Origin of the sequence: Thiothrix unzii (assembly GCF_017901175.1) — a bacterium.
Taxonomy (GTDB): Bacteria; Pseudomonadota; Gammaproteobacteria; order Thiotrichales; family Thiotrichaceae; genus Thiothrix; species Thiothrix unzii.
This window is the reverse complement of record NZ_CP072793.1, coordinates 1,647,746-1,673,646: the sequence shown is the minus strand read 5'-3', so window position 1 is coordinate 1,673,646 and position 25,901 is coordinate 1,647,746. Positions and strand designations below refer to the sequence as shown.

At 50.5% G+C, this 25,901-nt stretch carries 26 protein-coding genes and 1 tRNA gene; 17 read left to right on the top strand and 10 right to left on the bottom strand.

The window, feature by feature from the left end; genetic code table 11:
- Positions 1–3: 3 nt before the first annotated feature.
- Genes J9260_RS08480 through J9260_RS08470 form a run of 3 tightly spaced genes read right to left on the bottom strand, consistent with a single transcriptional unit; the run spans position 4 to position 2,602 of the window.
- A complete protein-coding gene (locus J9260_RS08480; RefSeq protein WP_246499717.1) occupies positions 4–576 on the bottom strand; it encodes a hypothetical protein in 573 nt (190 codons plus the stop codon).
- Positions 576–1,289, bottom strand: coding sequence for a bifunctional 2-polyprenyl-6-hydroxyphenol methylase/3-demethylubiquinol 3-O-methyltransferase UbiG (ubiG, locus tag J9260_RS08475; protein WP_210220569.1), 714 nt, complete (start codon positions 1,287–1,289; stop codon positions 576–578). Before ubiG ends, J9260_RS08480 begins: the two co-directional genes overlap by 1 nt.
- The gene (locus J9260_RS08470; RefSeq protein WP_210220568.1) at positions 1,286–2,602 is read right to left on the bottom strand and encodes a TRZ/ATZ family hydrolase; all 1,317 of its coding nucleotides are present in this window, start codon (positions 2,600–2,602) and stop codon (positions 1,286–1,288) included. Before J9260_RS08470 ends, ubiG begins: the two co-directional genes overlap by 4 nt.
- Positions 2,603–2,655: 53 nt before the next feature.
- Between J9260_RS08470 and mtnA the strand changes: the two genes are divergently transcribed.
- The 3 genes from mtnA (at position 2,656) to J9260_RS08455 (ending at position 6,068) form a co-directional block, all read left to right on the top strand.
- Positions 2,656–3,696, top strand: a complete 1,041-nt coding sequence (gene mtnA / locus J9260_RS08465) for an S-methyl-5-thioribose-1-phosphate isomerase (protein ID WP_228292239.1) — start codon at positions 2,656–2,658, stop codon at positions 3,694–3,696.
- 67 nt (positions 3,697–3,763) lie between these two features.
- Positions 3,764–4,507 carry an ABC transporter ATP-binding protein gene (locus tag J9260_RS08460; RefSeq protein ID WP_246499715.1) on the top strand — a complete coding sequence of 248 codons (744 nt, stop codon included), beginning with the start codon at positions 3,764–3,766 and terminating at the stop codon, positions 4,505–4,507.
- Between the two features lie 46 nt (positions 4,508–4,553).
- Positions 4,554–6,068, top strand: a complete 1,515-nt coding sequence (locus J9260_RS08455; RefSeq protein WP_210220565.1) for a fumarate hydratase — start codon at positions 4,554–4,556, stop codon at positions 6,066–6,068.
- Positions 6,069–6,100: 32 nt separating this feature from the next.
- On the opposite strand, the gene J9260_RS08450 is transcribed toward J9260_RS08455, so the two are convergent.
- From J9260_RS08450 to J9260_RS08435, 4 genes are read right to left on the bottom strand one after another with little or no spacing between them, the layout of a single operon-like run.
- Entirely contained in the window at positions 6,101–6,814 is a 714-nt protein-coding gene (locus J9260_RS08450; protein ID WP_210220564.1) for a lysozyme family protein, read from the bottom strand.
- Positions 6,811–8,232 (bottom strand): FtsK/SpoIIIE domain-containing protein, encoded by a 1,422-nt coding sequence (locus J9260_RS08445; RefSeq protein ID WP_210220563.1) that lies wholly within the window; start codon positions 8,230–8,232, stop codon positions 6,811–6,813. The genes J9260_RS08450 and J9260_RS08445 overlap by 4 nt, the downstream gene beginning before the upstream one ends.
- Before the next feature lie 43 nt (positions 8,233–8,275).
- Positions 8,276–8,635, bottom strand: coding sequence for a hypothetical protein (locus J9260_RS08440; RefSeq protein ID WP_210220562.1), 360 nt, complete (start codon positions 8,633–8,635; stop codon positions 8,276–8,278).
- Positions 8,635–9,171 (bottom strand): hypothetical protein, encoded by a 537-nt coding sequence (locus J9260_RS08435; protein WP_210220561.1) that lies wholly within the window; start codon positions 9,169–9,171, stop codon positions 8,635–8,637. The genes J9260_RS08440 and J9260_RS08435 overlap by 1 nt, the downstream gene beginning before the upstream one ends.
- 455 nt (positions 9,172–9,626) lie before the next feature.
- Between J9260_RS08435 and J9260_RS08430 the strand changes: the two genes are divergently transcribed.
- The 3 genes from J9260_RS08430 (at position 9,627) to J9260_RS08420 (ending at position 12,580) form a co-directional block, all read left to right on the top strand.
- Positions 9,627–9,974, top strand: a complete 348-nt coding sequence (locus tag J9260_RS08430) for an FUN14 domain-containing protein (RefSeq protein WP_210220560.1) — start codon at positions 9,627–9,629, stop codon at positions 9,972–9,974.
- Between the two features lie 102 nt (positions 9,975–10,076).
- A complete protein-coding gene (icd, locus tag J9260_RS08425; protein ID WP_210220559.1) occupies positions 10,077–11,330 on the top strand; it encodes an NADP-dependent isocitrate dehydrogenase in 1,254 nt (417 codons plus the stop codon).
- Positions 11,331–11,401: 71 nt separating this feature from the next.
- The gene (locus J9260_RS08420; RefSeq protein WP_210220558.1) at positions 11,402–12,580 is read left to right on the top strand and encodes a M20 aminoacylase family protein; all 1,179 of its coding nucleotides are present in this window, start codon (positions 11,402–11,404) and stop codon (positions 12,578–12,580) included.
- Positions 12,581–12,596: 16 nt separating this feature from the next.
- Here J9260_RS08420 and J9260_RS08415 read toward each other — a convergent pair whose 3' ends face one another.
- Positions 12,597–12,755, bottom strand: coding sequence for a hypothetical protein (locus J9260_RS08415; protein ID WP_210220557.1), 159 nt, complete (start codon positions 12,753–12,755; stop codon positions 12,597–12,599).
- A gap of 39 nt (positions 12,756–12,794) precedes the next feature.
- Here J9260_RS08415 and nadD point away from each other — a divergent pair, with 39 nt between their 5' ends.
- The 10 genes from nadD to ppnP all read left to right on the top strand — a co-directional run bounded on the left by nadD (position 12,795) and on the right by ppnP (position 23,954).
- Positions 12,795–13,460, top strand: a complete 666-nt coding sequence (gene nadD / locus J9260_RS08410) for a nicotinate-nucleotide adenylyltransferase (RefSeq protein ID WP_246499712.1) — start codon at positions 12,795–12,797, stop codon at positions 13,458–13,460.
- Positions 13,460–13,822 carry a ribosome silencing factor gene (rsfS, locus tag J9260_RS08405; protein ID WP_210220556.1) on the top strand — a complete coding sequence of 121 codons (363 nt, stop codon included), beginning with the start codon at positions 13,460–13,462 and terminating at the stop codon, positions 13,820–13,822. The genes nadD and rsfS overlap by 1 nt, the downstream gene beginning before the upstream one ends.
- Positions 13,823–14,296: a 23S rRNA (pseudouridine(1915)-N(3))-methyltransferase RlmH gene (gene rlmH, locus J9260_RS08400; protein ID WP_210220555.1), complete on the top strand. Its 474-nt coding sequence runs from the start codon at positions 13,823–13,825 to the stop codon at positions 14,294–14,296.
- Positions 14,297–14,298: 2 nt separating this feature from the next.
- A complete protein-coding gene (locus J9260_RS08395; RefSeq protein ID WP_210220554.1) occupies positions 14,299–14,892 on the top strand; it encodes a Maf family protein in 594 nt (197 codons plus the stop codon).
- A gap of 62 nt (positions 14,893–14,954) precedes the next feature.
- The gene (gene rng, locus J9260_RS08390) at positions 14,955–16,433 is read left to right on the top strand and encodes a ribonuclease G (RefSeq protein ID WP_210220553.1); all 1,479 of its coding nucleotides are present in this window, start codon (positions 14,955–14,957) and stop codon (positions 16,431–16,433) included.
- Positions 16,420–19,929, top strand: a complete 3,510-nt coding sequence (locus J9260_RS08385; protein ID WP_210220552.1) for a YhdP family phospholipid transporter — start codon at positions 16,420–16,422, stop codon at positions 19,927–19,929. Before rng ends, J9260_RS08385 begins: the two co-directional genes overlap by 14 nt.
- Positions 19,930–19,973: 44 nt before the next feature.
- Positions 19,974–20,810, top strand: a complete 837-nt coding sequence (locus J9260_RS08380) for a carbon-nitrogen hydrolase family protein (protein ID WP_210220551.1) — start codon at positions 19,974–19,976, stop codon at positions 20,808–20,810.
- Positions 20,807–22,255 carry a metalloprotease TldD gene (tldD, locus tag J9260_RS08375; protein ID WP_210220550.1) on the top strand — a complete coding sequence of 483 codons (1,449 nt, stop codon included), beginning with the start codon at positions 20,807–20,809 and terminating at the stop codon, positions 22,253–22,255. Before J9260_RS08380 ends, tldD begins: the two co-directional genes overlap by 4 nt.
- Before the next feature lie 12 nt (positions 22,256–22,267).
- The gene (gene pmbA / locus J9260_RS08370) at positions 22,268–23,611 is read left to right on the top strand and encodes a metalloprotease PmbA (RefSeq protein ID WP_210220549.1); all 1,344 of its coding nucleotides are present in this window, start codon (positions 22,268–22,270) and stop codon (positions 23,609–23,611) included.
- 31 nt (positions 23,612–23,642) lie between these two features.
- Positions 23,643–23,954: a pyrimidine/purine nucleoside phosphorylase gene (ppnP, locus tag J9260_RS08365; protein WP_210220548.1), complete on the top strand. Its 312-nt coding sequence runs from the start codon at positions 23,643–23,645 to the stop codon at positions 23,952–23,954.
- On the opposite strand, the gene purN is transcribed toward ppnP, so the two are convergent.
- Entirely contained in the window at positions 23,955–24,620 is a 666-nt protein-coding gene (gene purN / locus J9260_RS08360; protein WP_210220547.1) for a phosphoribosylglycinamide formyltransferase, read from the bottom strand.
- Positions 24,610–25,653 (bottom strand): phosphoribosylformylglycinamidine cyclo-ligase, encoded by a 1,044-nt coding sequence (purM, locus tag J9260_RS08355; RefSeq protein WP_210220546.1) that lies wholly within the window; start codon positions 25,651–25,653, stop codon positions 24,610–24,612. The genes purN and purM overlap by 11 nt, the downstream gene beginning before the upstream one ends.
- 136 nt (positions 25,654–25,789) lie before the next feature.
- On the opposite strand from purM, the gene J9260_RS08350 reads away from it, so the two are divergent.
- A tRNA-Ser gene (locus J9260_RS08350) sits at positions 25,790–25,877 on the top strand.
- The last annotated feature ends 24 nt before the right edge of the window (positions 25,878–25,901 follow it).

Genomic DNA, 25,901 nt, shown 5'->3' with positions numbered 1-25,901 from the left:
TGCTTAACCGGGGCCTTCAAAATATTTCCAAGGGTATTGCTCATCTTCTTTGAGCTTGCTCCAGAACAGTTTGCCGGAGTTGCGCCAAGGGTCAAGAATAATCCCTTCGCTCATGGGGCGGCCTTTAGGCGTGACTACCAGTGTGCTGTGTTCGCGCCACGCATTGCCTTTGTAAGCTACCGCCCAATATAAATCAAAGGTTTGCAAGTTTTTAGCCCGCATCCGCGCCCGCATTGCGCGTGTCCAGTCGACACACAGACCGGCCTTGCGTTGGTTGGCGTTGCGCAGGGTATTGTGGAGCAGCGGTGGCCAGGTTAACCCCCAGTCATTCGCCAAATACATGGGGTAAACGAAGGCATCGTGAGCAACCGCGCGGGCTTCTTGGGGATTGATGCTGCGCGGGTCTAAGGCGATTAAAGCGGCTTCTAGGGTTTGGATTTGGTTTTGTAAATCCGGGGTCATGCGAGCAGCGCGAACATCACCCGCAGGGGTTACGTTCACGGGGTCGTATTGAACAGCGCATCCGCTGATCATCAGGGGCAACAGCAGCAGGGGGACTGCATGTTTGACTCTCATCAAATGGTTTCCTTCTTGAAATGCATTAAATAGTTAACATCAACGTCATTACCTAAACGGTAACTCTGAAACAGGGGATTGTAGGACATGCCGCTGATATTACGCAGTTCTAGTCCGACGGAACGTGCCCATTTTTCGAGTTCTGAGGGTTTGATGAATTTTGCGTATTCGTGCGTGCCTTTGGGAAGCATATTCATCAGGTATTCTGCACCGATAATCGCAAAGGCGAAGGCTTTGGGATTGCGGTTAATGGTGGAGAAAAACACATCGCCACCGGGTTTCACCAAGGTAGCGCAAGCGGCAATAACGGACGCGGGGTCGGGTACGTGTTCCAGCATTTCCATGCAGGTCACGGCATCGAATTGTCCGGCGGCTTCCAGTGCGATGCTTTCAGCACTGATCTGGCGGTAATCGACGCTGACTTGTGATTCCAGTGCGTGCATTTGTGCCACACTTAACGGGGTTTCGCCCATATCAATGCCGGTTACGATTGCGCCGCGCCGCGCCATGCTTTCTGCCAAAATGCCGCCGCCGCAGCCTACATCAATGACTTTTTTTCCTTGTAAATGAACGCGATCGTCGATGTAGTTCAGGCGCAATGGATTAATGTCATGCAAGGGTTTGAATTCGCTTTCAGTGTCCCACCAGCGGTAGGCCAGCTCTTCAAACTTGCGGATTTCATTGGGGTCAACGTTGGGAACGGCAGTGGTCATGAGGTTGCTCCGATTTTTTGTTGCCATGCCTGCGCGGTGGCGAGTAGTTCAGTGATATTAAGGGTGGTCAGTTCACGCTGGGTCATGAGGGCTTTGCCTGCTACCCAAGTGTGCGTTACCTGATTGCGGTTGGCGCAATAAACGATTTGGGAAACCGGGTCGTACAGCGGCTGGGTTTCCAGTGCGCTTAAATCGACCGCGATCATATCCGCTGCTTTGCCGATTTCCAACGAACCAATGGTGTCGGCTAATCCTAGCGCGGTTGCGCCATTGATGGTTGCCATGCGTAAGGCTTGTGCTGCTGACACCACACTGGCATCGTGCGCTACGGCTTTGGCGATCAGGGCAGCGGTGCGCATTTCGCCGAGCATATCGAGGTCGTTGTTGCTGGCGTTGCCGTCCGTGCCGAGGGCGACATTGACTCCGGCGGCTAACAGTTTAGCGACTGGGCAAAAACCGCTGGCGAGCTTGAGGTTGGATTCCGGGCAGTGAATGACGTGCGTGCCTTTTTCCGCCAGTAACGCTATTTCCTCATCGGTAAGTTGCGTCATGTGTACCGCAAGAAAATGCTTATCGAGTAAGCCGAGATTATCCAGTCGTGCCAGCGGTACGGCATCGTGTTGCGCCAGTGCTTGTTGCACTTCAAACGCAGTTTCGTGAACATGCATGTGGATAGGCATATCCATTTCACAGGCTAAGTGACTGACTTGTTTGAGCGGGTCATCTGAGACTGTGTAAGGGGCGTGCGGCGCAAACGCGGTAGTCAACAGCGGGTCGTCAGCCACTTGATCATGCAACGCCAAGCCTTTTTGCAGGTAATCTTCAGGGCCTGTGCCCCACGCGGTCGGAAAGTCGATCACGATCAGACCAATGCAGGCACGAATCCCTGCTTCCTGCACGGCTTTTGCAGTTTGTTCGGGGAAAAAATACATGTCGTTAAAGCAGGTCGTGCCGGAGCGAATCATTTCCGCAATGGCTAAGCGTGAGCCATCGTAAACAAATTGCGCATCCGCCCAGCGACTTTCCGCAGGCCAAATGTGGTTTTGCAACCACTCCATCAGCGGTAAATCGTCTGCCAATCCTTTAAGCAAAGCCATTGCTGCGTGGGTATGTGCATTCACCAAACCGGGGAGCAAAGCTTGTTGCGCTAAAACGACAGTTTGTCGCGGACGGTAGCGTTTTTCTGCCTCAGACACGGGAAGTATGTCAACAATTCTGCTATCATCAACCGCCACAGCGTGGTGGTGTAGTACCTGATTGCGAGAATTGACAGTAATAACCCATTCGGGGATAACCAGTAATTCAATTTCCATTGGGGTGTTGTAACATTGCCACTTTAAATAACCTATTTATGCCGAAAATCCTCATGAGTCAACACGATTCGATCCGTGCCGTAGAATGGAAAGACAACCATCTGGTCTTACTTGACCAGCGCAAGCTCCCGCATAACGAGCAATACGTGCAGTTGTATAGCGCGGAAGAAACCGCCGATGCGATTCGTAATATGGTGGTGCGCGGTGCGCCAGCCATTGGTATTGCGGCTGCTTACGGGGTCGTTATGGCGGCACGTAAAAGTTATAAACAGTATCCGCAAGATTGGCGTAATCGCTTAGAAGCTGAAAAAGACGTGCTGATGAATGCGCGTCCTACCGCTGTCAATTTAATGTGGGCATTGCGTCGGATGTGCGCTGCCTTGGAAGGCATTCAAGGCGACCCGGAACCGGTACTGCTGGAACTGGCGCAACGTATTCATCAAGATGACATTGATGATAATTACCGTATGGGCGAATTAGGCAGCGCGTTAATTCAGCCATCACACGGGGTTTTAACCCACTGCAATACCGGCTCACTCGCTACTGGCGGTTACGGCACGGCTTTGGGTGTGATTCGTAGCGCGTACAGCAACGGCAAGATTGAACACGTTTACGCCGATGAAACCCGCCCTTGGTGGCAAGGTTCGCGCCTGACCGCGTGGGAACTGGTGAAAGATAAAATCCCCGCGCATTTATTGTGCGAGGGTGCTGCTGCGAGCTTAATGCGTCAGGGCAAAGTGTCTTGGGTCATTGTTGGTTCCGACCGCATTGCTGCCAACGGTGATGTGGCAAACAAAATCGGCACTTACAGCCTTGCGGTGAATGCGCGTTACCACGGGGTACGCTTTATGGTGGTTGCACCCACCAGCACCATTGACATGAATACCCTTACCGGCAACGACATTCCGATTGAAGAGCGTTCACAAGATGAAGTGCTGAATGTTGGCAATCAACGCATTGCCGCAATGCAAGCACAGGCGTGGAATCCGGCATTTGATGTGACACCTGCTGCATTAGTTGATGCACTGGTGACGGAAAAAGGTGTGATCGAACGCCCGAATGCTGCAAAAATGGCTGCCTTGATGGCCTCTTAATGCCGCAGTGGCTTTATTAACACTTCAAGACCTGCACGTTAGCTTCCACTCACCCGACAGGGGTTGTGTGGAAGCAGTGCGTGGGGTGAGTTTGCAAGCGCAGCCCGGTGAAACCCTTGCGGTTGTCGGCGAATCCGGTGCGGGTAAAAGCCAGTTGTTGCACGCAGTCATGGGTTTATTACCACGCAATGCCCGTGCTACTGGCAGTGTGCAATTTGCCGGTACGCAATTATTGGGGCAGCCAGCCGCGCTGTTAAACCGCTACCGTGGCAGCCGTATTGCGATGATTTTTCAAGACCCGATGACCTCGTTGAATCCGCTGTTAACTATCGGGCAACAACTCACCGAAGTTCTCACTACCCACCAACACCTGAAAACGCCTGCCGCCCGTGCTAAAGCGATAGCCATGCTTGAACAGGTGCGGATTAACGATGCTTCGCGGCGTTTTGACAGCTACCCACATGAATTATCCGGCGGAATGCGCCAGCGAGTAATGATTGCGATGGCATTGCTGTGCGAGCCGGATTTACTGATTGCAGATGAGCCAACCACAGCGTTGGATGTTACGGTGCAGTCGGAAATTATCGCCTTGTTGCAAGCCATCCGGCGACAACGTGAGATGGCGATTGTATTGATTACCCACGATTTGCCGTTAGCCGGTGGTTTGTGTGAGCGTATCGCAGTAATGCAAGCCGGAAAGGTGGTGGAGGAGGGATGTGTCGACACTATTTTCGCGAACCCGCAACATCCTTACACACAACACTTGCTGTCGGCCTCCCGTTTCGCATACGCTTGTGCACCACAACAATAAGACTTGCCTGCACGCAGTAGCTAACCCACCAAAGGAGTAGAACCGTATGAGTCTCATCAAACAAGACGACGTGATTGCCAGTGTCGCTGATGCGTTGCAATTCATTTCTTATTATCATCCCGTGGATTTTATTGAAGCGATGCATCAGGCGTGGCAGCGTGAAGCGTCCCCCGCCGCAAAAGATGCGATTGGGCAGATTTTAGTGAATTCACGGATGTGCGCAGAAGGTCATCGCCCGATTTGCCAAGACACCGGCATTGTTACCGTGTTTGTAAAAGTCGGGATGAATGTGCAGTGGGAAGGCGATATGAGCCTCACTGATATGATCAATGAAGGGGTGCGTCGCGCTTATTTGCAACCGGATAACGTATTGCGTGCGTCGATTTTAGCAGACCCGGCAGGTGCGCGTAGAAATACCAAGGACAATACCCCAGCGGTGATTCATTACGAAATTGTCCCCGGTGATAAAGTCGAATTTGATGTGGCTGCCAAGGGCGGTGGCTCAGAAAATAAATCTAAAATGGCAATGCTTAACCCTTCCGACAGCATTGTGGATTGGGTGTTGAAAACTGTGCCGCAAATGGGTGCGGGTTGGTGTCCACCGGGAATGCTGGGGATTGGTATTGGTGGTACGGCTGAAAAAGCCGCGCTAATGGCGAAAGAAGCCCTGATGGAACATATCGACATTCAGGAATTGCAGGCACGTGGGGCGCAAAATCGCGTAGAAGAGCTGCGTCTGGAATTATTTGAAAAGGTCAATAATCTTGGCTTAGGAGCGCAAGGGCTGGGCGGTTTGACCACGGTGCTGGATGTTAAAATCAAAGATTACCCCACCCATGCCGCGTCTTTGCCGGTTTGCATGATTCCTAACTGTGCAGCCACGCGCCATACGCACTTTGTGTTGGATGGCTCCGGTGCGGCCTTGCAAACCCCGCCAGACTTATCGCATTGGCCACAAATTTCCTTGGAAGGTGGGGCGCAGGCAACGCGCGTTAACCTCGATACCATTACTCCCGAACAGGTACGCCAATTGAAACCCGGTGAAACGGTGTTGCTGTCGGGTAAAATGCTGACCGGGCGCGATGCAGCACACAAACGCATGGTCGATATGCTTAATAAGGGTGAAACTTTACCCGTTGATTTGCGCGGGCGTTTTATTTATTACGTGGGGCCGGTTGATCCGGTACGTGACGAAGTAGTCGGGCCAGCAGGGCCTACCACCTCCACGCGCATGGATAAATTTACCCATCAAATTCTTCAGCAAACCGGTTTGTTAGGCATGATTGGTAAATCCGAACGCGGCCCGGTTGCGATTGAAGCGATTAAAGAATTCGGTGCGGTGTATTTAATGGCGGTCGGCGGCGCGGCTTATTTGGTGTCCAAAGCGATTACCGGCGCGAAAGTGTTGGCCTTCCCGGAATTGGGTATGGAAGCGATTTACGAGTTTGAAGTTAAGGATATGCCGGTAACGGTCGCGGTGGATAGCAACGGCGAATCCGTGCATACCACCGGCCCTGCAAAATGGCAGAAAATCATTGCCATGAATCACACGCAGCACTAAATGCGCAGCCAAGGGTAAAGGTACGGTTGCCTTTACCCTTTCTTGACTCCCAATGCCGTGGCGTAAGCGGTGTCTTCATCCAAGCCTTTATGAATCAGATGCAAATAATCTTCCCGTGCTTTTCTTAATGCCAGAGTGACTTTGACTGAGCTGATTCGCGCTTTATTATTGCCGTTGCCATCGTAAACCCCGCGTCCGTTGGGTGCTTTGAAAATCGCCCATTCTTTCGCAATCGCGTAACTGGCGGAATACAAACCTTGACCTTGACGTACCCAGCGGTCAATCGCAGGCTGTTTTTCTTTCGCCAGATAAAATGCAAAAATACGATCTTGTACGGCAGGGGTGAATCTAGTTGATGGCGGGAGTTTCAGGGTTCTTACCGCAATATCTAACGTTTCTGGCACGATTTGATAATGCCCGACTGCCAACAGCTTTTGTGAAGAACACGATGGCAACGATTGATAATATTGAATTTGCCCGATGCTCATATTGGTAAGATTGAGCGGTGCACTGTTGCTTTTAGCACAGCGCATTGAGCCACGGTTATAACTGTTGTAGCCCCGGCTACCGGCTTCGCCGTCTAAAATCAGCTTTTTCAGCGTGCCGGGCGGTGCGTTATGACCGTGATGCAAGGCTTTGCCGGTTGCCATTAAGCACAACAAAATACCGATGCTAAATGCCAGCCAATGCCGATACACAAACCCCGCTGCTTGTGGGGAGCCAACTTGGTAATGCAAAACGTTCATTCAGTCGACCATTTTTCCCGAATCAAATCTACTGCGTGTTCCATATCTTCGCCGATGAGAGCGGCTGATAACGCGCGTTTTGGGGAGGCATCCCCCGACATGAAGACGTAACATTCACCTTGTTCGCACAAGCTTTCACAACCTTTTTGTCCAATCAGTAATTCGCTGAATTCATGCGCCCGCACCCGCATTCCAATACTGGAGGGAATGCCCTGACGCAAGGTTTCACCGCAAGTTTTGGGGTCATAACATTGAATCCCAAACAAAAAGTGAATACCCGCTTCTTGCGTGGGAGCCGCGCCAATCAATTCCAATAACAGACTTTTAATGCTGTCACCCACTTCACGGTCATCATCAGCCGATACTGGCGCACTGCATTTTAAGCCAATGGTTAATTCGCTGAAGGCGACTAACTGGTAAGGCATGGGAGCCTCAGGAAAGCGACGATTATACGCCGCAATATTATTGACCCCAGCTTCCAAAAATTGCTGGCAACGCACCAGCATCATTTTACGAATCTGTAACAGGCACTTGTGAGCCTTGTGCATGTCGGTGATCACCGGCTCAGTCACTTGCGGCAAACTGTTGCAGACGGCTAATTCCAGTAACTTGGGGTCAATCAGGGTAATGCGCAAGCGTTCCGGGGGCAGGCTGTAACTGGTGCTCAGGATGATATTGAGCATTTGCCCCGCACGTTCCATGCCGACTTCACCGCCAACCAGTAAGTGCGGCGCATGGGTAATGTCGACAATCATCGGATTACCGATTAAATCTTCACCCACTAAACCGGGTAAGGCATAGCCTGACGTTTGCGCAGCTTCCAACATGCTTAAGGTGCGTACCGGGCGGTATTTTTCCTTGGGGATGTATAAGGCGGCGCGTCCGTTACCGATATTGGCATCGACACTGATGTGCGTACCCTTAGGTAATTTCAATGCGCGGGAAAAGTTTTCACCTAATGCGGTAATTCCGGCGACATCATAGCCTTGTTGTACTTCCAGTTCGTACATATCCAGCGTCGCGCCGGAGGTGTCCAACACCACCACGTTGGCTTTGATATTGTGCGCATTTAACGCATCCTGAAGCTTTTTACCCCACCACTTTTCGGGATCCATGCCTTTTTCGATTAAAAAGCGGCGTTGCACCTCGGCTTTTTTGGAAGCTTCTGGTCGGCCTAGCCAATGCCCGCCACGTAATGGGCGGGTGGCATCTAAAATGGCAAAACCGACGATAATCGCCATTCCGGCAGCAAAACCCGGTATTTCCCAAATCAAATACAGGATCATTAAGGCAGGCAAACCAACCAAGGTAGGTTTTGCCATGTCGATCAAGTCTTTATTATTGGGTTTGGCGGTGCGCCATGCTTCCGGGAGTACCCCTATTTTGTGCTTATTGCACCAATTTAGGACATTCTCCATCACGGATTGCCGTTGTGATGGGGTCTTTAACGTCTTCAATAACTCAAGGGACACTGGGCTTACTCTCCGCAACCACACTTTCGGGTTTAGTGGGAGGTGGTGTTTTGCCCTCCCATTTGTTTTTCAAATCATCCCACCACTGCGGGGTTGCCGCTGCTGCAAGGGAGGTTTCAATGCGTTCAACCGTGGCAGAAACAGGCTGGCCTTGGTAGAGGGAATAGGCAATAACGCCAATCGTTGCCGCACCCAACATTCCAAGCCAAGACAAGCTGGAGGTGGCGTTGCCGCCACCACTGCCAACATGCACATGCACTTGCACCGGGTCTTGCGGTGGAGCGTAGTTTTGGACGGGCAGCAGCTCCCCCATCAGTACCCGCTGCCCGTCAGTCAATTCTTGCCTCATCAACTGCACCCGCAATTTTTAGCCCATTTGCTATCCAAACTCCCCGCTTTATTAATTTGGATACACTCATTTTTTTCTTGTTGATTCAAGGCTCTGCCTAAAATCGGGCTGTAAAAATTGCATTGGCTCATGTCGTAATGTTTGTTGGCGACTTGGGCAATGTTAGCGTTGTATTGAATCGAAGGTGCGCCATCAGCTATACGTTCGATGTCTGCGCCACCCATAGTGAGCAAAACCATGACCAGAACGGTGGAGGCGAGCCAGTTAATTTCTTCTTCCCAAACGTTTGCCATGCTCAAGATGGCGCGTGCACCTTCGGCAATAGCCACCACCCCAATTTTATAAGCAGGTGCGTGTAATCCAGTGAAAGCTAAAGGATTTTCCCCATGAAAAGCGTAATACCCCATCCACATAGCCGCTAATAAATGGAAAAACCAGCCAATATCGACAGCACTCATGCCCATTAACAGGGGTTTCGTGCTCAGTATGGTGGCAATGCGGGTACGTTTTTGTTCGATAACGTTGGAAATTGCCATATCATTCCTCTCCTGTGACGAGGGTGAAGAAATTATATGCAATAGCTATACGGGCAGTTGTTCGCTGCATCATGGTAGGGTTAACCTCGCGCCTTTGGTAAAAACAATAACGATGGAGGGTAGGGAAACTGACACTCTCACATTACGCCCCATCCTGTGATTGACTCGTAGTGGTTGCTTTGTAAGCAAATAACATGCCAAATTATGCACACCCGGTGAGCATTCGCGTGGCATCAATTTTGCTTGTAAGCAAACACAAGTTTTTCTTTGGGTCTATCAGCGGTGCTGATTGTAGCAAAAGAATGAACAGAAAATGAACGATACTATGAATTATATTTCAAGTTTTAGACAATGCTGAAATAGTTTTGTGTAAATATTGATCTATACTGTGGACGCAATGCGGAACATGCCGGTGCGTTTAAGAAAATTTTATAAACCATGTTTGGAAAAATGCGATGAATGAGCATTCAGTCGACTCGATGCAGTCAATGGATATTTTGTCGTCCAGCTTTTTGTTGGGCAATGTTGGTGCGCCTTTTGTGATTGGGCTGGCGGTGGGTTATTTCGCCAAAAAGATGTTACGGTTGGCTCTGTTTATCGGGGGCGCGGCTTTGGTGCTGATGTTCGTAGGTGAATATTACGGCTTTACGAATGTGTCGGATGCCAGCTTGCAAAATGCGGCGAATTCAGCGGTGGATGCGGCTAAATCATCCGGTGGCTTTTTGGTCGAGCGGCTATCGTCGATCAGCAGTAAGGGCGTGAGTGCGACAGTCGGTTTTTTTGCTGGATTGAAATTGGGTTGATCCCCACCGATAGCCAGACAAATCTGGTTATTGAGGGGTTGCCCCCTTATAATCAGTCGCAACGCTTTGAGAGAAACAAATACCTAAATGGAGAGAGAGTTCATGTACCAACATGTAAAAGTTCCCGCGCAAGGCGAAAAAATCACAACCAATGCTGACTATTCGTTAAATGTGCCGAATAATCCGATTATTCCGTACATCGAAGGTGATGGTATTGGGGTTGATATTAGCCCGGTTATGCTCAAAGTTGTCGACGCTGCTGTGCAAAAAGCTTACGGCGGTGAGCGCAAAATTTCTTGGATGGAAGTCTATGCGGGCGAAAAAGCCACGCAAATTTACGGCGAAGACGTTTGGTTGCCGGATGAAACGGTACGGGCGGTCAATGATTTCGTGGTTTCCATCAAAGGGCCATTAACTACGCCAGTGGGCGGCGGTATCCGTTCCCTCAACGTCAAATTACGTCAAGACCTTGACCTTTACCTGTGCTTGCGCCCGATCCGTTATTATGACGGCGTACCTAGCCCAGTGAAGCACCCGGAAAAAACCAATATGGTGATTTTCCGTGAAAACTCCGAAGACATTTACGCGGGTATCGAGTGGGCAGCCGAAACCCCCGAAGCGAAAAAAGTCATTGAATTTTTGATGAAGGAAATGGGTGTCACTAAAATCCGTTTCCCTGAAACCTCCGGCATTGGTATCAAACCTGTGTCCCGCGATGGCACTAAGCGTTTGGTGCGCAAAGCGATGCAATACGCGATCGACAACGATCATGATTCCGTGACTTTGGTACACAAAGGTAACATCATGAAGTTTACCGAGGGTGCATTCAAAAATTGGGGTTACGAGCTGGCGAAAGAAGAATTCGGTGCAGTGGAAATTCAAGGTGGCCCTTGGTGTTCCATGAAAAATCCGTTAAATGGTAAAGAAATCATTATCAAAGACGTGATTGCTGATAACTTCCTGCAACAAATTTTACTGCACCCTGAAGATTATTCCGTGGTGGCAACCTTGAACCTCAACGGTGACTTCGTTTCTGATGCGTTAGCGGCTCAAGTGGGCGGTATCGGCATTGCACCGGGCGCAAACTTGTCAGATACCACCGCGATGTTTGAAGCAACCCACGGCACTGCGCCAAAATTCGCGGGTTTGGATCAGGTAAATCCTAGCTCCTTAGTGCTGTCAGCAGAAATGATGCTGCGTCATTTGGGCTGGCTGGAAGCGGCTGATTTGATCAATAAAGGTACGGCAGGTGCGATTTCATCTAAGCGTGTGACATTTGACTTCGCGCGTTTGATTGATGGCGCGGAAGAAATCAGTTGTTCCGAATTTGGTGATAATGTCATTGCCCATATGTAAACAGGCAATGCTATTTCCAATGCTTTAATAATGGGCGGCCTTGGTGTCGCCTGTTTTTTGTGAGGTAAGGTATGACCGCCAGACTTAACCCGATTGTTGCGCAGACGACGTTGCATCAGCAAATGCAGCAATGGCGACGTGATCTGCATAAACACCCTGAAACCGCTTACGAAGAGTTTCGTACCTGTGCTGTCGTTGAGCAAAAGTTGCAGGATTGGGGTTTGACGGTGCATTCTGGCCTAGGTGGAACCGGTTTAGTGGCAGTGTTGCCTGGGAAATATCCCGGTGATAAGCACATTGGATTACGCGCGGATATGGATGCGTTGCCCATGCACGAATCCAATACCTTTGCTCATGCGTCCTGTCATCACGGCAAAATGCACGGCTGCGGACATGACGGGCATACCACCATGCTATTGGGTGCGTCACATTATTTGGCGCAAAATCCTGAGTTCGCGGGTACGGTGTATTTCATTTTCCAACCGGCGGAAGAAGGCGGTGCAGGCGCGAACCGCATGGTGGAAGATGGTTTGTTTACCCGCTTCCCGATTCAGGAAGTTTATGGAATGCATAATTGGCCGGGGATTCCGGCGGGGCAGTTTGCGGTGCATCCGGGAGCGGTGATGGCAGCAACCGATTCATTTGATATTGAAATTACCGGCAAGGGTGGTCATGCGGCGATGCCCGATACCGTGGTTGATCCGGTGGTAGTCGCGGGGCATTTGATTACGGCGGTGCAAAGCATTGTGGCGCGTAATTTACGGCCGGTAGACACCGGTGTAGTAAGCATTACGCGCATGGTCGGCGGCAGTGCTTACAATGTCATTCCCGAAACTGTGTTGCTGCAAGGTACGATTCGTTCCCTAGCGGAAACTGCTCGCAGCTTAATGAAACAACGCTTGCAAACCTTGGTGACACATACGGCTGAGGCATTTGGTGCGCAGGCGACGCTGAGTTTTACACCGGGTTATCCTGCGACGATTAATACCCCTGCGAATGCGCAACATTGCTATCAAGTTGCGATGGAATTGGTGGGTGAGGCGCAAGTGACATGGAACCCGCCACCGAGCATGGGCGCGGAAGATTTTGCCTATATGCTGCAACAACGCCCAGGCGCGTACATCTGGATCGGTAACGGCGATGCACAGGAAAGCCGCCCGTTGCACAATCCGTATTACGATTTTAACGACGCAATTTTACCCTTGGGGGCAAATTATTGGGTGCGCTTGGTGCAGCATTTATGCGTTTAACGGATGTTTGCAGTGGTTAGCTTTTCATAATGAAATACGTACCTGCGGCGGCAACTATCATCCATACCACGACCGCGCCAATGCCAAACATTTGTGACAGCGTTCCCATGAAGACCAAAATGATTAATGCCAGTGCGAGTAAACCGTTACCAATCCAAAAGTTGGTGTTTTTCATCCGTCTTGTTTCCTTAGTGACACAAGGCGCGATTGTAACATGCTCTGCGAAACGGGCGAATCTTCTGGCGCGGGTGTCGCTATGATCGGTGTATTGGGTGGTACGTTTGACCCGGTGCATTATGGGCATTTGCGCACCGCACTCGAAGTGGTGGAGCATTTTGGGTTAAGCACCCTGCGGTTAATTCCGGGTAATGTTCCGCCGCATCGCCAGCAGCCCGTTGCCAGCCCGCAACAGCGTTTAGCCATGTTGCAATTGGCGATTGCTCACGAACCCTGTTTGCAAGCGGATGACCGTGAGTTGCGTCGTGAAGGGTATTCGTACAGCTTTGATACACTGGCGAGTTTACGCCAGGAAATCGGGCAGGAAATGCCATTATTGTTTACACTAGGCTTCGATGCGTTCTTGAAATTTCAGGATTGGCATCGCTGGAATGAAATTTTAGCGCAGACACATCTAGTCGTGGTGCAGCGTCCGGGTTATAGTCTGCCCCCCGCTGGCTGGTACGAATCCCGTTTGAGTACTGACCCGAATGAGCTGTGCAGCACGCCCGCAGGTCGGATTTATCCTTTTGCCGTTACCGCATTGGACATTTCCGCTACCCGATTACGCGATACCTTACGGCTGGGTCACAACCCACGCTACTTGTTACCGGACAGCGTTCTCGACTATATTCACACACATCAATTGTATTGCAGAATTTAATGGAACTTGAACAATTTAAAGCCTTAGTCGTTGAAAAGTTAGAAGATATGAAAGCGCAGGACATCAAAGTCGTTGACGTGCGCGGTCGTTCTCCTATCACTGAGATGATGATTATTGCCACCGGCAACTCTATCCGTCACGTAAAATCTCTTGCTGAAACGGTTGCGCAGGCAGCTAAAGAAGCCGGTATGCCGCCATTAGGTATCGAGGGTGAACAAGATGCGGAATGGGTGCTGGTTGACCTTAACGACATTATTTTACACGTCATGTTAGCCACTACCCGCGACTTTTATAATCTCGAAAAATTATGGGAAATGGGTCAAGGCATTCCACAAAGCCGCGCCGGAACAGAGACCGAGTAAGTGCGGATTCACCTATTGGCAGTCGGCACTAAAATGCCTGCGTGGGTCAACACCGGAACGCAAGAATACGCGAACCGGATGCCCCCGCAATGTCAGTTGCAGATTCGTGAAATTTCAGCGGAAAAGCGCACCAAAAACAGCGATTTGCAACGCATTCGTCAAACCGAAGGTGAAAAATTGCTGGCTGCCATTCCCGATGGCAGTTTGGTGGTAACGCTGGATGTACGTGGTAAAGCTTGGTCGACGGAACAACTCTCGCAACAGTTGGACGCTTGGATGATGTCCGGGCGTGATGTTGCGTTATTGGTGGGTGGCCCTGAAGGTTTATCTCCGGCGTGCTTGCAACGTGCTGAACAAAGCTGGTCACTATCACCATTAACCTTCCCGCATCCCTTGGTGCGGATTGTGGTTGCTGAGCAATTATTCCGCGCTTGGAGCATTTTGACGAACCATCCTTACCATCGGGGCGACTAAGTATGACAGCTCCGTTGTTAATTTTAGCATCGGCCTCACCTCGGCGTTACGAGTTGTTAACCCAAATCGGCGTGCCTTGTCGGGTGGAGACAGCGGATGTGGACGAATCACCATTAGCAGATGAAACGCCCGAAGCCTTAGTATTACGGTTAGCGCAGCAAAAAGCTCAAGCCGTGTGGCAACGTTTAGCGGCAACGCCCGACGGATTGCCTTTGCCGGTGTTGGGGGCGGATACCTTGGGGTTGCTAGACGGTGAGTTATTGCTTAAACCGCGAGACTTTGCTGATGCGCAAGCGTTATTACGGCGTATGTCCGGGCGTTGGCACACCATTTTTACTGCGGTCGCTTTAGTCACAGCGACGGGGACATCGGTGGTGCTCAATCGCAATGCGGTTAAGTTCCGTTCAGTCTCTGATGCAGAAATTCTGGCATACTGGCGAACTGGGGAGCCATGTGACAAAGCGGGTGCTTACGCCATTCAGGGGCGTGGAGCGGTGTTTGTCGAACGCTTAGAAGGTTCGTATTCCGGCGTAATGGGTTTGCCCTTGTTTGAGACGGCACAATTGCTGGCAGCCGCTGGCATAAAAACGATGTAAGTCATCCGTAGCGCAGGCGATGCGTACTGCTACGGCTGAGACACTGACCAAAGGCGGATGGCATGAGCGCAGAATTATTAATTAATGTGACCCCGCAAGAATCGCGGGTTGCGTTACTCGAAAACGGTTGTTTACAGGAGGTGCTGATTGAGCGCACTTCCCGTAAAGGCATTGTTGGTAATATTTACAAGGGTAAAGTGAGTCGCGTGCTACCGGGTATGGAAGCCGCGTTTATTGATATTGGTTTAGAAAAATCCGCTTTTTTACACGCTTCTGATTTAACACACCCCTCTTTGGAAGAATTTAACGGGCATACTATCCCGCGTCCGACCCTGCAAATCAGTGAATTATTGTACGAAGGCAAAAAATTGCTGGTGCAAGTCATCAAAGATCCGTTAGGTACTAAAGGCGCACGGCTTACGACGCACGTTACCTTGCCTTCGCGTTTTTTGGTGTTAATGCCGGACAATAGTAATATCGGGGTTTCGGGTAAAATTGAAGCCGGTGAAGAGCGCGAACGTTTGCGTTTATTAATTGAACAATTACGTACCGAATTTGGTGATGATCACGGCTATATTATTCGCACCGCAGCGGAAGGTATCAGCGAAGATGAATTGCGCCGCGATATGTCTTTTTTGCTCAAATTGTGGAAAAGCATTGCCAGTACCGCTGCCGAATCGCCTGCACCGACCTTGGTTTATTCGGATTTACCCTTGGTATTACGGGTATTGCGCGATATGGTGGGGGAAAAAATCAGCAGGGTATTAATTGATTCGCGTGAAACTGCCAGTAAAGTGATTGAGTTTAGCCAGAAATACATTCCTGATTTGGCGGGTGTGATTGAGCATTACCCCGGTGAACGCCCGATTTTCGATTTACACGGGGTGGAAGAGGAAATTCAAAAAGCCTTACAGCGTAAAGTGCCGCTGAAATCCGGTGGCTATTTGATTATTGACCAAACCGAAGCAATGACTACCATTGACGTGAATACCGGTGGTTTTGTGGGGAGCCGTAATCTCGAAGAAACGATTTTCCGCACCAATTTAGAGGCAGCACAAACCATTGCGCGGCAATTACGCTTACGCAATTTAGGCGGCATTATCATTATCGACTTTATTGATATGCTGCAACACGATCATCGCCAGCAAGTATTAAAGCTGTTGGAGAAATCCCTAGAACGTGATTATGCCAAAACTTACGTTTGTGATGTTTCGCCGTTGGGTTTGGTGGAAATGACGCGCAAACGTACCCGTGAGAGTTTGGAACACGTTTTGTGTCAGGCTTGTCCTACGTGTGGTGGTAATGGTTTTGTGAAAACTGCTGAAACGGTGTGTTACGAGATTTTTCGGGAAATTTTACGCGCAGTACGCCAATTCGATGCGCGGGAGTTATTGGTGCTGGCTTCTCAGGAAGTCGTGGATTTATTACTGGATGAGGAGTCCGATAGTCTGGCTGAATTACAACAGTTTGTAGGCATTCCCATTCGCCTGCAAGTCGAAGCTTTGTATATTCAAGAGCATTTCGACGTTGTTCTCCTCTAATAAACAAAGCGGTTTTGTTTTACGCTTGACGTATTTGCTGCTGACGTGGTTTTTCCACGCGGCTATTTTTGCGGTGGCCTTAGTAGGGTTGGCAAATTTTTGGATGCCGTTGTTAGCCGATTACAAAGGTGTCTTGGAAAAAGAATTATCCGGGTTTGTGGGGAATAGCGTTAGCATCGGCGAAATTCGGGTTGACCGTGACAGCGAAACCCCGCGCTGGATTTTAAGTAATCTGCATTTAACCGAAGACTCTGGTTACGCGCCGATTCACATTGAACAATTAGCTTTAAGCCTTGATTGGCGTGAAAGTTTACGCACCTTACGTTTGCAACCAGCGGATATTGAATTACGTGGTGTGGAATTTATTTTGCGTCAGCAAGGTGATGCGTTGCCGGATGTGCAGGGCTTGAGTTTTCCTTTGCCGGGGCAGAAAAATACCGCATTGAATGTGGAGCGTCAGTCAGCATTACGCATTTCGATTAATGGCGGGTTTGTGCATTGGATGGATGTCACCAATCACCGCACGTTGGCCTTGGATGATTTACAATTCACCGGGGAAATCTTACCCAATGCGATTACCTTGCAGGCAGAGGCGGCATTTCCTTCAGAAATCGGTGAAAAGCTAGGGATTGATGCGGTGCTTACCCAAGCTCCGGCAACCGATGGCGAGCCACAATGGAATGCCGAAATACACGCCCGTACCCGTATTTTTAACCTTGCCGCACTGCCTTCGCCGCAATTACAGGCTTATGGCGTTGATGCGGGTGGTTTGTTATTGGATGTGAATATTCAATCGCAAGTGGGTAAGCCATTGCAGGTGCGCGGCGAAGGCGAAGTGACGCAGTTGAATTTACGCGGGGCCAAAAACATTCCGGCATTAAAAAATATTACCGCCAATTTTCATGCTAATAATCAAGGCGGCAAAGTAAATATTGAGGTAAAAGACAGCGAGTTGGTGTATGCCACGTGGTTTGAGCGTCCGTTGGCATTGGATGCATTACAGGCGCAATTACAATGGCAGGTGCGGGATTCAGGCTGGTATTGGGAATTAACAAATCTTGATGCAAAAAATCCTGATGTTCGGTTGAAAGGTGCAGGTACATTAGCCATGCCTTTAAATAAACCACCCGATATTGACCTGAATATGACGTTTGCTACCCAGCGTGTCGTGGATAATGTGCGTGATTATATTCCCGCTCTGGTAATTGATAGCACTGAAGAATGGTTAAAAACTGCGATTGTTTCAGGTTATGTGCCAAAAGGTGAATTTGTGTTGCGCGGTAATCCAGCCGATTTCCCATTTCAGGGTAAACCAGGTATTTTCGATATTCGCTTTGATATTGAAAATGGCGTATTAGCCTATTTACCTGAATGGCCTGTTGCCAAAGAGGTGCAAGGCGAATTGCGTTTCCATAATGAAGGTATGGCTGCAAAAGTCAAACGTGCCCGTATTATGGATTTGGACGTTACCGGCGGTACGGTTGATATTCCCGATATGTTGCATGAAACCCATTTGTTATTGGATTTAAAAACCCAAGGGGATTTGTACGGGCATATGGATTACTTGCAAAGCGCACCGATTGGCAAGGGTCTGCGGGACTTTATGCAAGTTGCCAAATTTGCCGGTGATTCGCGCCTGCATTTGAAACTGGATGTGCCGCTGGATGGCGATGTATTCCAGCGCAAAGGTGTGGCGGTAGACGGCAAAGTTAGTTTGCAAAATAACAGTTTTAGCATTCCCAATTATCATCAGGCATTTAGCAAGCTCAAGGGTGAAGTGCGTTTTGATCAATACGGGGTGAGTGCGGATGCGGTGAGTGGGGAATATTTACGTCAACCGGTGCAGATGAAAGCGGCTACCCACAAAACCAAGGGTATGATTACGGTTGATTTGCAGCAAACCAATGAGCCAGCAGCATTTTTACCCGCAGGTTTGCAACAGTTAGCAGGGTATTTAAAGGGTAAAACACCGATAAGCACTCGCTTGGAATTACCCGCTTTTGATTTTTCATCCGGTAAGCGTCAAGCCAGCTTGAAGGTTCATGCTACTAGCCAGCTACGCGGCGTTGCGGTGCAATTACCCGCGCCATTGGGGAAAACAGCGGAAGCGGCACGCGATGTCGCGGTGGATTTGGAAATACCGTTTGATACGCGCTTGGCATGGCAAGCGCAGGTAGCAATGAGTGACGCGCTGAATGTGCAGGCACGTTTGCCACAAGCGAGCAAAGCATATCCCGCCGTAGCCATTGGGGTGGGGGCAAAACCGGGTGCGCTGCCATCGCAGGGCGTTGCGCTTATCGGAGCCTTGCCTGAGCTGGATTTGCTGACATTAACAGGCTTCGGTGGTTTGGGAAATAAGCAGCAGAGCACACTTGCCGCAATGCCATTGCAGGCAGATCTGACGATTGGTGAGTTGCATCTAGGCAAACAATCGTTGGGTGCGGCGCAATTGACGCTCAGTGGTGCGCAAACCGTACAGGCTAAATTAACTGCTGACAAACTTCAGGCGAGTGTGCATTTGCCATTGCAGCAGCTTGCCGCAGGGCAGGTGGTTTTGGACTTGCAACAATTGGATTTTGCCGCGTTAGAAACGGCACTGCCTCCTACCAAATCCACGGCTAAAGGGTTGTCAGCCAAAGATTTTCCGGCGTTACAAGTGACTTGTAGTGAATGCCGTCACGGTGATTTTCCGATTCAACACCTGAAATTAGTGATGCAGCCTCAGCAGGACGCACTGGCGATTCATCATCTGGAATTACGTAATCCAAGCCTGACTTTGAAAGGTGAACACGGCACTTGGGTGACGGATGCCGCCGGAGACTCGCGCACCACCTTACAAACCCGTTTGAGTGTGCCCGATCCGGGACAGTTACTTGCCAGTGACGGGCAACCAGCAGGGTTGCAAGGTGGGGCTTTGCAAGCTAATGCTAAACTGTCTTGGGCGGGTTCGCCGTTTGGTTTCGCGCTAAATCAGTTGCAAGGTGACGGGCAGGTTACCCTGGGGAAAGGTTCGTTGGTGGATGTGGAACCGGGCGTCGGGCGGCTGCTGGGCTTATTGGATGTGCAACGCCTGCCGAGTCGGTTAGCCTTGGATTTTAACGATATGACGGCTAAAGGTATTGCCTTTGATGAAATCAGCGGGCATTTTCGGTTGGATCGTGGGTTATTGAGTACCGAGGATACGGTGATTAAAGCCGCCGCAATGGTGGCTGGGATTCAGGGCAGTTCAGATTTGATTGCCCGCACTCATCAGCAACAGGTGACGGTGATTCCTAACTTGCGTTCGGCCTTGCCGGTAGTTGGGGTGGCGGTTGGCGGCATTGGTGGTGGGGCATTAATGTTGCTGTTTAATTCGGTGACGCAAAAAGATGCTGCGACGCGCCTACAAAGCTCCGGTGGTTTCCGTTATGAGGTGACAGGATCATGGGATAAGCCCGCCGTGAATGAGGTAAAATCATTAGACACAAAGGCAGATGTTGATGTTTTCGCGCATTGAACCGACAATGACACCCTGCACAAAAACATTCCTAGGAGAACGGCATGACATTAATTGCAGCAGTACAAATGGCGGCTGGCCCACAGGTTCAAGCCAATCTGATGGAAGCTGGACGGCTGATTAAAGAAGCTGCGGATCGTGGCGCGAAAATGGTGGTATTGCCAGAAACGTTTGCGATCATGGGTGTAACGGAAGCCGAGCGGGTAAAGGTTGCCGAAGTCTTTGGTAACGGGCCGATTCAGGCATTTCTCAGCCAGCAAGCGAAAAAATACGGCGTATGGCTCGTCGGCGGAACCTTGCCGTTGCGTTCTGAGGATGAGGCGCGGGTTTACGCGGCTTCCCTAATGTACAATGCTAAAGGCGAAGTGGTAGCGCGTTACAATAAAATTCACCTGTTCGATGTCATGCTCAGTGAAAATCAAGAGGTGTATACCGAAAGCGACACCACCATGCCGGGTAATAAGCCTGTGGTGGTCGACACGCCTTTCGGTAAAGTGGGGATGGCGGTTTGTTACGATTTACGCTTCCCCGAATTATTCCGGCATTTATCAGAGCAGGGTGCGCAAATTTTTGTGATTCCGTCTGCTTTTACTGACGTGACCGGCAAAGCGCATTGGGAAGTGCTGTTACGCGCCCGTGCGATTGAAAATTTATGTTACGTGGTGGCTCCGGGACAAGGTGGCTATCATGTCAACGGACGCACGACTTACGGTCACAGCATGATGGTGGATTACTGGGGGCGGGTGCGTGATGTTCTGGATAAAGAAGCAGGCATTGTCATGATTGACATTGATCTTGAGGCTTTGGAACAAACTCGCAAAACCTTCCCGGTGCTTTCCCACCGCTGCCCGCCCAAAAACATTGAATCAGGAACACCATGAAACCAGCGATTGATTTAGCCCGTGAAGCCTTCTTTGCCAGCAATGGCTTGGATGAGGCGCAGTTGGCGCAAGTCTTTGGTCAATTACTGACGAAAGACACCACGCTTGCCGATTTGTATTTCCAGTCCGCCCGCTACGAATCGTGGGGTTTGGAGGAAGGCATTATTAAAAGCGGCAGTTATAGCATTGAACAAGGTGTCGGGGTGCGCTCGGTGTGTGGTGAGCAAACCGGCTTTGCCTACAGCGGCGAAATCAGCTTCCCCGCCTTATTGGAATCAGCCAAAGCAGCGCGGGCGATCAGCAGTGCAGGGCAGTCTGGCACGGTCAATACATGGCGTGTCGCCACACCATCACGGGCATTGTATGCACAGGATGACCCGCTGGCTTCCCTGTCAGAAAGCGATAAGATTGCATTCTTGCGGGAAATCGACAGCATTGCACGTGCAACTAGCCCCTACGTGCAGCAAGTGATGGCGAGTATCGTCGCAGCGCATGAAATCATCCTCATTATTGACGAAACCGGACGCATGACGGCGGATATTCGCCCGTTGGTACGCGCCAATGTCTCAGTGATTGTGGAGCGCAAGGGGCAAACTGAAAGTGCCAGTTCCGGCGGTGGCGGTCGTTTTAACCTCGATTTTTTCACCAACGGCAACAAAGCGCAGGAATACGCCGAAGATGCGGTACGCAAGGCATTGATTAATTTGGATGCCGAAGCCGCGCCTGCCGGTAGCATGACAGTGGTATTGGGTAACGGTTGGCCGGGTGTATTGTTACACGAAGCGATTGGTCACGGTTTGGAAGGTGACTTTAACCGCAAAGGAACCTCGGCTTTTGCAGGGCGTATCGGTGAGCAAGTCGCAGCGAAAGGTATTACCGTGGTTGACGACGGGACGCTGGATCAACGCCGTGGTTCCCTAAGCGTGGACGATGAAGGTACGCAAACCCAATGCACCACCTTGATTGAAGACGGTATTCTCAAAGGTTATTTATACGACCGCCAAAATGCCGCCCTAATGGGGACGCAATCCACCGGCAACGGGCGGCGACAGTCTTATTCCAACCTGCCAATGCCGCGCATGACCAATACTTACATGCGTCCCGGTGAATACGATCCGGCGGAGATTATTGCTTCGGTGGAAAAAGGTATTTATGCGGTTAACTTCTCTGGCGGGCAGGTAGACATTACTTCTGGTAAGTTCGTGTTTTCAGCATCCGAAGCCTATCAAATTGAAAATGGCAAGTTGGGTAAACCGCTCAAAAATGCCACTTTGATTGGTAACGGCCCAGACGTATTAACCCGCGTAAGCATGGTAGGTAACGACCTGCAATTGGATACAGGGGTTGGGGTGTGCGGTAAAGACGGGCAAAGCGTTCCGGTAGGCGTGGGGCAGCCCACATTGCGCATCGACGGAATTACCGTTGGCGGCACAGCGGCAGCATAAAGGATAACAACCATGATTGAATTGGAAAACCGTTTCGATGTTGCGACTGAATTTCAGGCAATGGCAGAGCGTGTATTGAATGCCGCTAAAGCCAAAGGTGCTACCGCAGCGGAACTGGAGATTGATAAAGGCACGGGTTTATCCGTGGAAGTGCGTATGGGGCAGGTGGATAAACTGCAATACCACCGTGATCAGGGCATTAACCTCACCGTGTATTTCGGGCATCGCAAAGGCTTTGCCTCCACTGCTGACTTTTCCCCGCAAGCATTGGAAGATACCTTGGAAGCGGCGTGCCGGATTGCGCGTTACACTTCTGAAGACGATTTCAACGGCTTGGCAGAACCGGAACAGATGGCGAGCGCGTTCCCGAAGCTGGATTTGTACCACCCGTGGGAATTAGACGCGCCGTTGGCGATTGAAACTGCATTGCAGGCAGAAGCGGTAGCGCGTGAACACGATAAACGCATTACCAATAGCGAAGGGGCGGGTGTTGATAGTTACGCAGGGTTGAGCCTTTACGCCAACAGCCATCATTTTATGGGAATCAGTCACGCAACCCGCCACTCCCTGAGTTGTGCGGTGGTGGCGCAAGACGGTGACTCAATGCAGCGCGATTATTGGTACAGCGTTTCGCGTGTACCCGGACATTTGGAAAGTGCTGATACGGTTGGTGCGGAAGCCGCGCAACGTGCGGTGCGGCGATTACATGCACGCTCGTTGTCTACCCGTGAAGCCCCGGTATTATTTGTGCCGCAATTGGCTCGTGGCCTGATTGGGAATTTAGCTGGTGCGATCAGCGGCGGTTCGCAGTACCGTAAAGCCAGTTTCTTGCTGGATTCGATCGGGCAGCAAGTATTCCCTGATTTTGTGCAATTGCGTGAAGACCCCTTAATTCCGCAAGCATTAGCCAGCCGTTCCTACGATGCGGAAGGTGTTGCTACACAACAGCGCGATATTGTCAAAGATGGCATTATTCAAGGCTATTTCCTTGGCAGTTACAGTGCGCGTAAATTGGGCATGACGAGCACCGGCAATGCCAGCGGCACGAGTAATTTGCTGTTAGCCGATACCGGCGTTACGTTCATTGACCTGTTGCAACAAATGGGCACAGGCTTGATGGTAACAGAGTTAATTGGCAGCGGTGTTAACGGTATTACCGGTGATTATTCACGCGGCGCGGTGGGCTATTGGGTTGAAAATGGCATGATTGTGCATCCGGTAGAAGAAGTGACCATTGCGGGCAACCTCAAAGACATGTTCAAAGGCATTGTTGCCATTGGGGATGATGTGGATGAGCGTGGTAGTATTCGTACCGGTTCGATTTTGATTGATAAAATGACAATTGCGGGGCAATGATTTACCCCCCGATTAACGTGAAAGGAAGTTTATGAGTCAGTTTGATAATGTCAGTGTGGTGAAAACCGCAAATGTGTATTTTGATGGTAAGTGCGTCAGTCACACGGTGGTGTTGGCGGATGGTACGCGCAAAAGCGTGGGGGTAATTTTGCCTTCAACGCTGACATTCAATACCGGTGCGCCGGAAATCATGGAACTGCTGCAAGGTCGTTGCCGGGTACGTATGGCTGGCAGCGATGCATGGCAGGAATACGCAGGCGGGGAATCGTTCAATGTCGCAGGTGATTCAGCCTTTGACATTGAAACCCTAGAAAACCTGCATTACGTTTGCCATTTCGGTTAACTAGCCGCTCATGTGTTGAACGGGACGCTGCAAAGCGTTCCCGTCCAGCATTACCTGATTGCCTTCCAGTTTCAACCTGCCTTCCACAAACCACTTTGCCACACGCGGGTAAATGTGATGTTCCTGCTCTTGTACCCGTTGTGCCAGACTTTGCGCGGTATCGCTGGGTAACACCGGCACTTTTGCCTGCATGATGACCGGGCCGCCGTCGAGTTCCGGGGTGACAAAATGCACGCTGACACCGTGTTCACGCGCTTTGTCGTCCAACACCCGTTGATGGGTATTGATGCCTTTGTATAACGGTAACAGGGAAGGGTGGATATTGAGCATTTTACCGCTGTAATGACGCACGAAATCGGCGGTAAGGATGCGCATAAAGCCCGCCAAAATAACCAGATCCGGCTTAAACTGATCAATACACTGTTGCAATGCTTGATCGAAAGCTTCACGTCCGGCAAATTGGGTGTGATCAATAATCTGCGTAGGGATACCAGCCTGCGTGGCACGCTGTAAACCGTAGGCATCAGCTTTATTGCTAATCACCGCCGCAATACGTGCTGTCATTCTGCCCGCGCTAATCGCATCCATCAGCGATTGCAGATTGCTACCGCTGCCGGAAATCAGCACCACCAAACTTGGTAGTGCTGCATCATTTTCAATCGACATACTGGACAAACGGATTCTCAGTTTCAGAGGCTGCCATGTGACCAATTTGCCATGCAGGCACGTTGTCCAAACGGCAAGCGGTCATAATGTCTTCAGCCTGTTCTGCGGGAACGGCTAAAATCATGCCAATGCCGCAGTTAAAGGTGCGCAGCATTTCTTCTTCAGAAACCCCGCCTTTGCTTTGCAACCAATCGAAAATCGCAGGACGCTGCCAACTGCTGAGGCTGATTTTAGCCATGCTGCGGGCAGGTAATACGCGCGGTAAATTTTCTGTCAAACCACCGCCGGTAATGTGTGCCAGCGCGTGAATATCGTATTGGCGCAGTAAAGTGAGCAACAATTTAACGTAAATGCGGGTGGGTTCCAGCAAAGTACGCCCTAAGGTGCTTTCGCCGAACGGTGTATCCAGCGCGTCGCCGCTCACTTCCAAAATCTTACGGATCAATGAGTAGCCGTTAGAATGCGGGCCGCTTGAACCAAGACCGATCAATACGTCATTGCGGTGAACCAAAGAATGATCAAGGATTTTGTCACGCTCGACCACGCCCACGCAGAAGCCTGCTAGGTCAAAATCGCCTTCGCGGTACATCCCCGGCATTTCAGCGGTTTCGCCGCCAGCCAAGGCCGCACCGGCTTGCAAACAGCCTTCAGCGATACCACTGACAACTTGTTCTGCGGCATCCACGTCCAGTTTACCTGTCGCGTAATAATCAAGGAAAAACAACGGTTCAGCACCACTGACCACAATGTCATTCACGCACATCGCTACCAAATCTATTCCGATAGTGTCGAAAATGCCGGTATCAATCGCGAGTTTCAGTTTTGTGCCAACACCGTCTGTGCCAGAAACCAACACTGGGTTTTTGTAATGTGAAGGGATCGACATCAAAGCACCAAAACCACCAATGCCGCCCAGCATTTCGGGGCGTTTGGTGCGTTGTGCCAAGGGTTTGATGCGTTCGACCAAACTGTTGCCTGCGTCAATATCTACGCCAGCATCACGGTAAGTCAGCGAAGGTTTAGTTGAATCCATTAAGACCTGTCTCTTTCGGTACAGCAAAGCGGCGATTCTATCATAGCCACTGGTCGGCTGACAGACACTGCGCGTTTCCGATGCGTGAAAAAAAGCTGGAAATTGGTTCGCACATTGCGTATTATTCGCAGCCTTCGGAGAGCTGGTCGAGTGGTCGAAGGCGGCGGTCTTGAAAACCGTTGAGGGTTAAACCTCCGGGGGTTCGAATCCCTCGCTCTCCGCCATATTATTGAACGGTGACGTTCTAA

Bases quoted from the DNA above. Each gene is read 5' to 3' on its own strand.
- nadD (WP_246499712.1), top strand. From the start codon at position 12,795: ATGCTCTGCGAAACGGGCGAATCTTCTGGCGCGGGTGTCGCTATGATC.
- purM (WP_210220546.1), bottom strand. From the start codon at position 25,653: ATGGATTCAACTAAACCTTCGCTGACTTACCGTGATGCTGGCGTAGAT.
- ppnP (WP_210220548.1), top strand. From the start codon at position 23,643: ATGAGTCAGTTTGATAATGTCAGTGTGGTGAAAACCGCAAATGTGTAT.
- J9260_RS08455 (WP_210220565.1), top strand. From the start codon at position 4,554: ATGAGTCTCATCAAACAAGACGACGTGATTGCCAGTGTCGCTGATGCG.
- pmbA (WP_210220549.1), top strand. From the start codon at position 22,268: ATGATTGAATTGGAAAACCGTTTCGATGTTGCGACTGAATTTCAGGCA.
- J9260_RS08430 (WP_210220560.1), top strand. From the start codon at position 9,627: ATGAATGAGCATTCAGTCGACTCGATGCAGTCAATGGATATTTTGTCG.
- J9260_RS08395 (WP_210220554.1), top strand. From the start codon at position 14,299: ATGACAGCTCCGTTGTTAATTTTAGCATCGGCCTCACCTCGGCGTTAC.
- J9260_RS08470 (WP_210220568.1), bottom strand. From the start codon at position 2,602: ATGGAAATTGAATTACTGGTTATCCCCGAATGGGTTATTACTGTCAAT.
- purN (WP_210220547.1), bottom strand. From the start codon at position 24,620: ATGTCGATTGAAAATGATGCAGCACTACCAAGTTTGGTGGTGCTGATT.
- J9260_RS08440 (WP_210220562.1), bottom strand. From the start codon at position 8,635: ATGAGGCAAGAATTGACTGACGGGCAGCGGGTACTGATGGGGGAGCTG.
- J9260_RS08380 (WP_210220551.1), top strand. From the start codon at position 19,974: ATGACATTAATTGCAGCAGTACAAATGGCGGCTGGCCCACAGGTTCAA.
- J9260_RS08445 (WP_210220563.1), bottom strand. From the start codon at position 8,232: ATGGAGAATGTCCTAAATTGGTGCAATAAGCACAAAATAGGGGTACTC.
- J9260_RS08450 (WP_210220564.1), bottom strand. From the start codon at position 6,814: ATGAACGTTTTGCATTACCAAGTTGGCTCCCCACAAGCAGCGGGGTTT.
- mtnA (WP_228292239.1), top strand. From the start codon at position 2,656: ATGAGTCAACACGATTCGATCCGTGCCGTAGAATGGAAAGACAACCAT.
- J9260_RS08420 (WP_210220558.1), top strand. From the start codon at position 11,402: ATGACCGCCAGACTTAACCCGATTGTTGCGCAGACGACGTTGCATCAG.
- J9260_RS08480 (WP_246499717.1), bottom strand. From the start codon at position 576: ATGAGAGTCAAACATGCAGTCCCCCTGCTGCTGTTGCCCCTGATGATC.
- rng (WP_210220553.1), top strand. From the start codon at position 14,955: ATGAGCGCAGAATTATTAATTAATGTGACCCCGCAAGAATCGCGGGTT.
- rsfS (WP_210220556.1), top strand. From the start codon at position 13,460: ATGGAACTTGAACAATTTAAAGCCTTAGTCGTTGAAAAGTTAGAAGAT.
- tldD (WP_210220550.1), top strand. From the start codon at position 20,807: ATGAAACCAGCGATTGATTTAGCCCGTGAAGCCTTCTTTGCCAGCAAT.
- J9260_RS08415 (WP_210220557.1), bottom strand. From the start codon at position 12,755: ATGAAAAACACCAACTTTTGGATTGGTAACGGTTTACTCGCACTGGCA.
- ubiG (WP_210220569.1), bottom strand. From the start codon at position 1,289: ATGACCACTGCCGTTCCCAACGTTGACCCCAATGAAATCCGCAAGTTT.
- icd (WP_210220559.1), top strand. From the start codon at position 10,077: ATGTACCAACATGTAAAAGTTCCCGCGCAAGGCGAAAAAATCACAACC.
- J9260_RS08435 (WP_210220561.1), bottom strand. From the start codon at position 9,171: ATGGCAATTTCCAACGTTATCGAACAAAAACGTACCCGCATTGCCACC.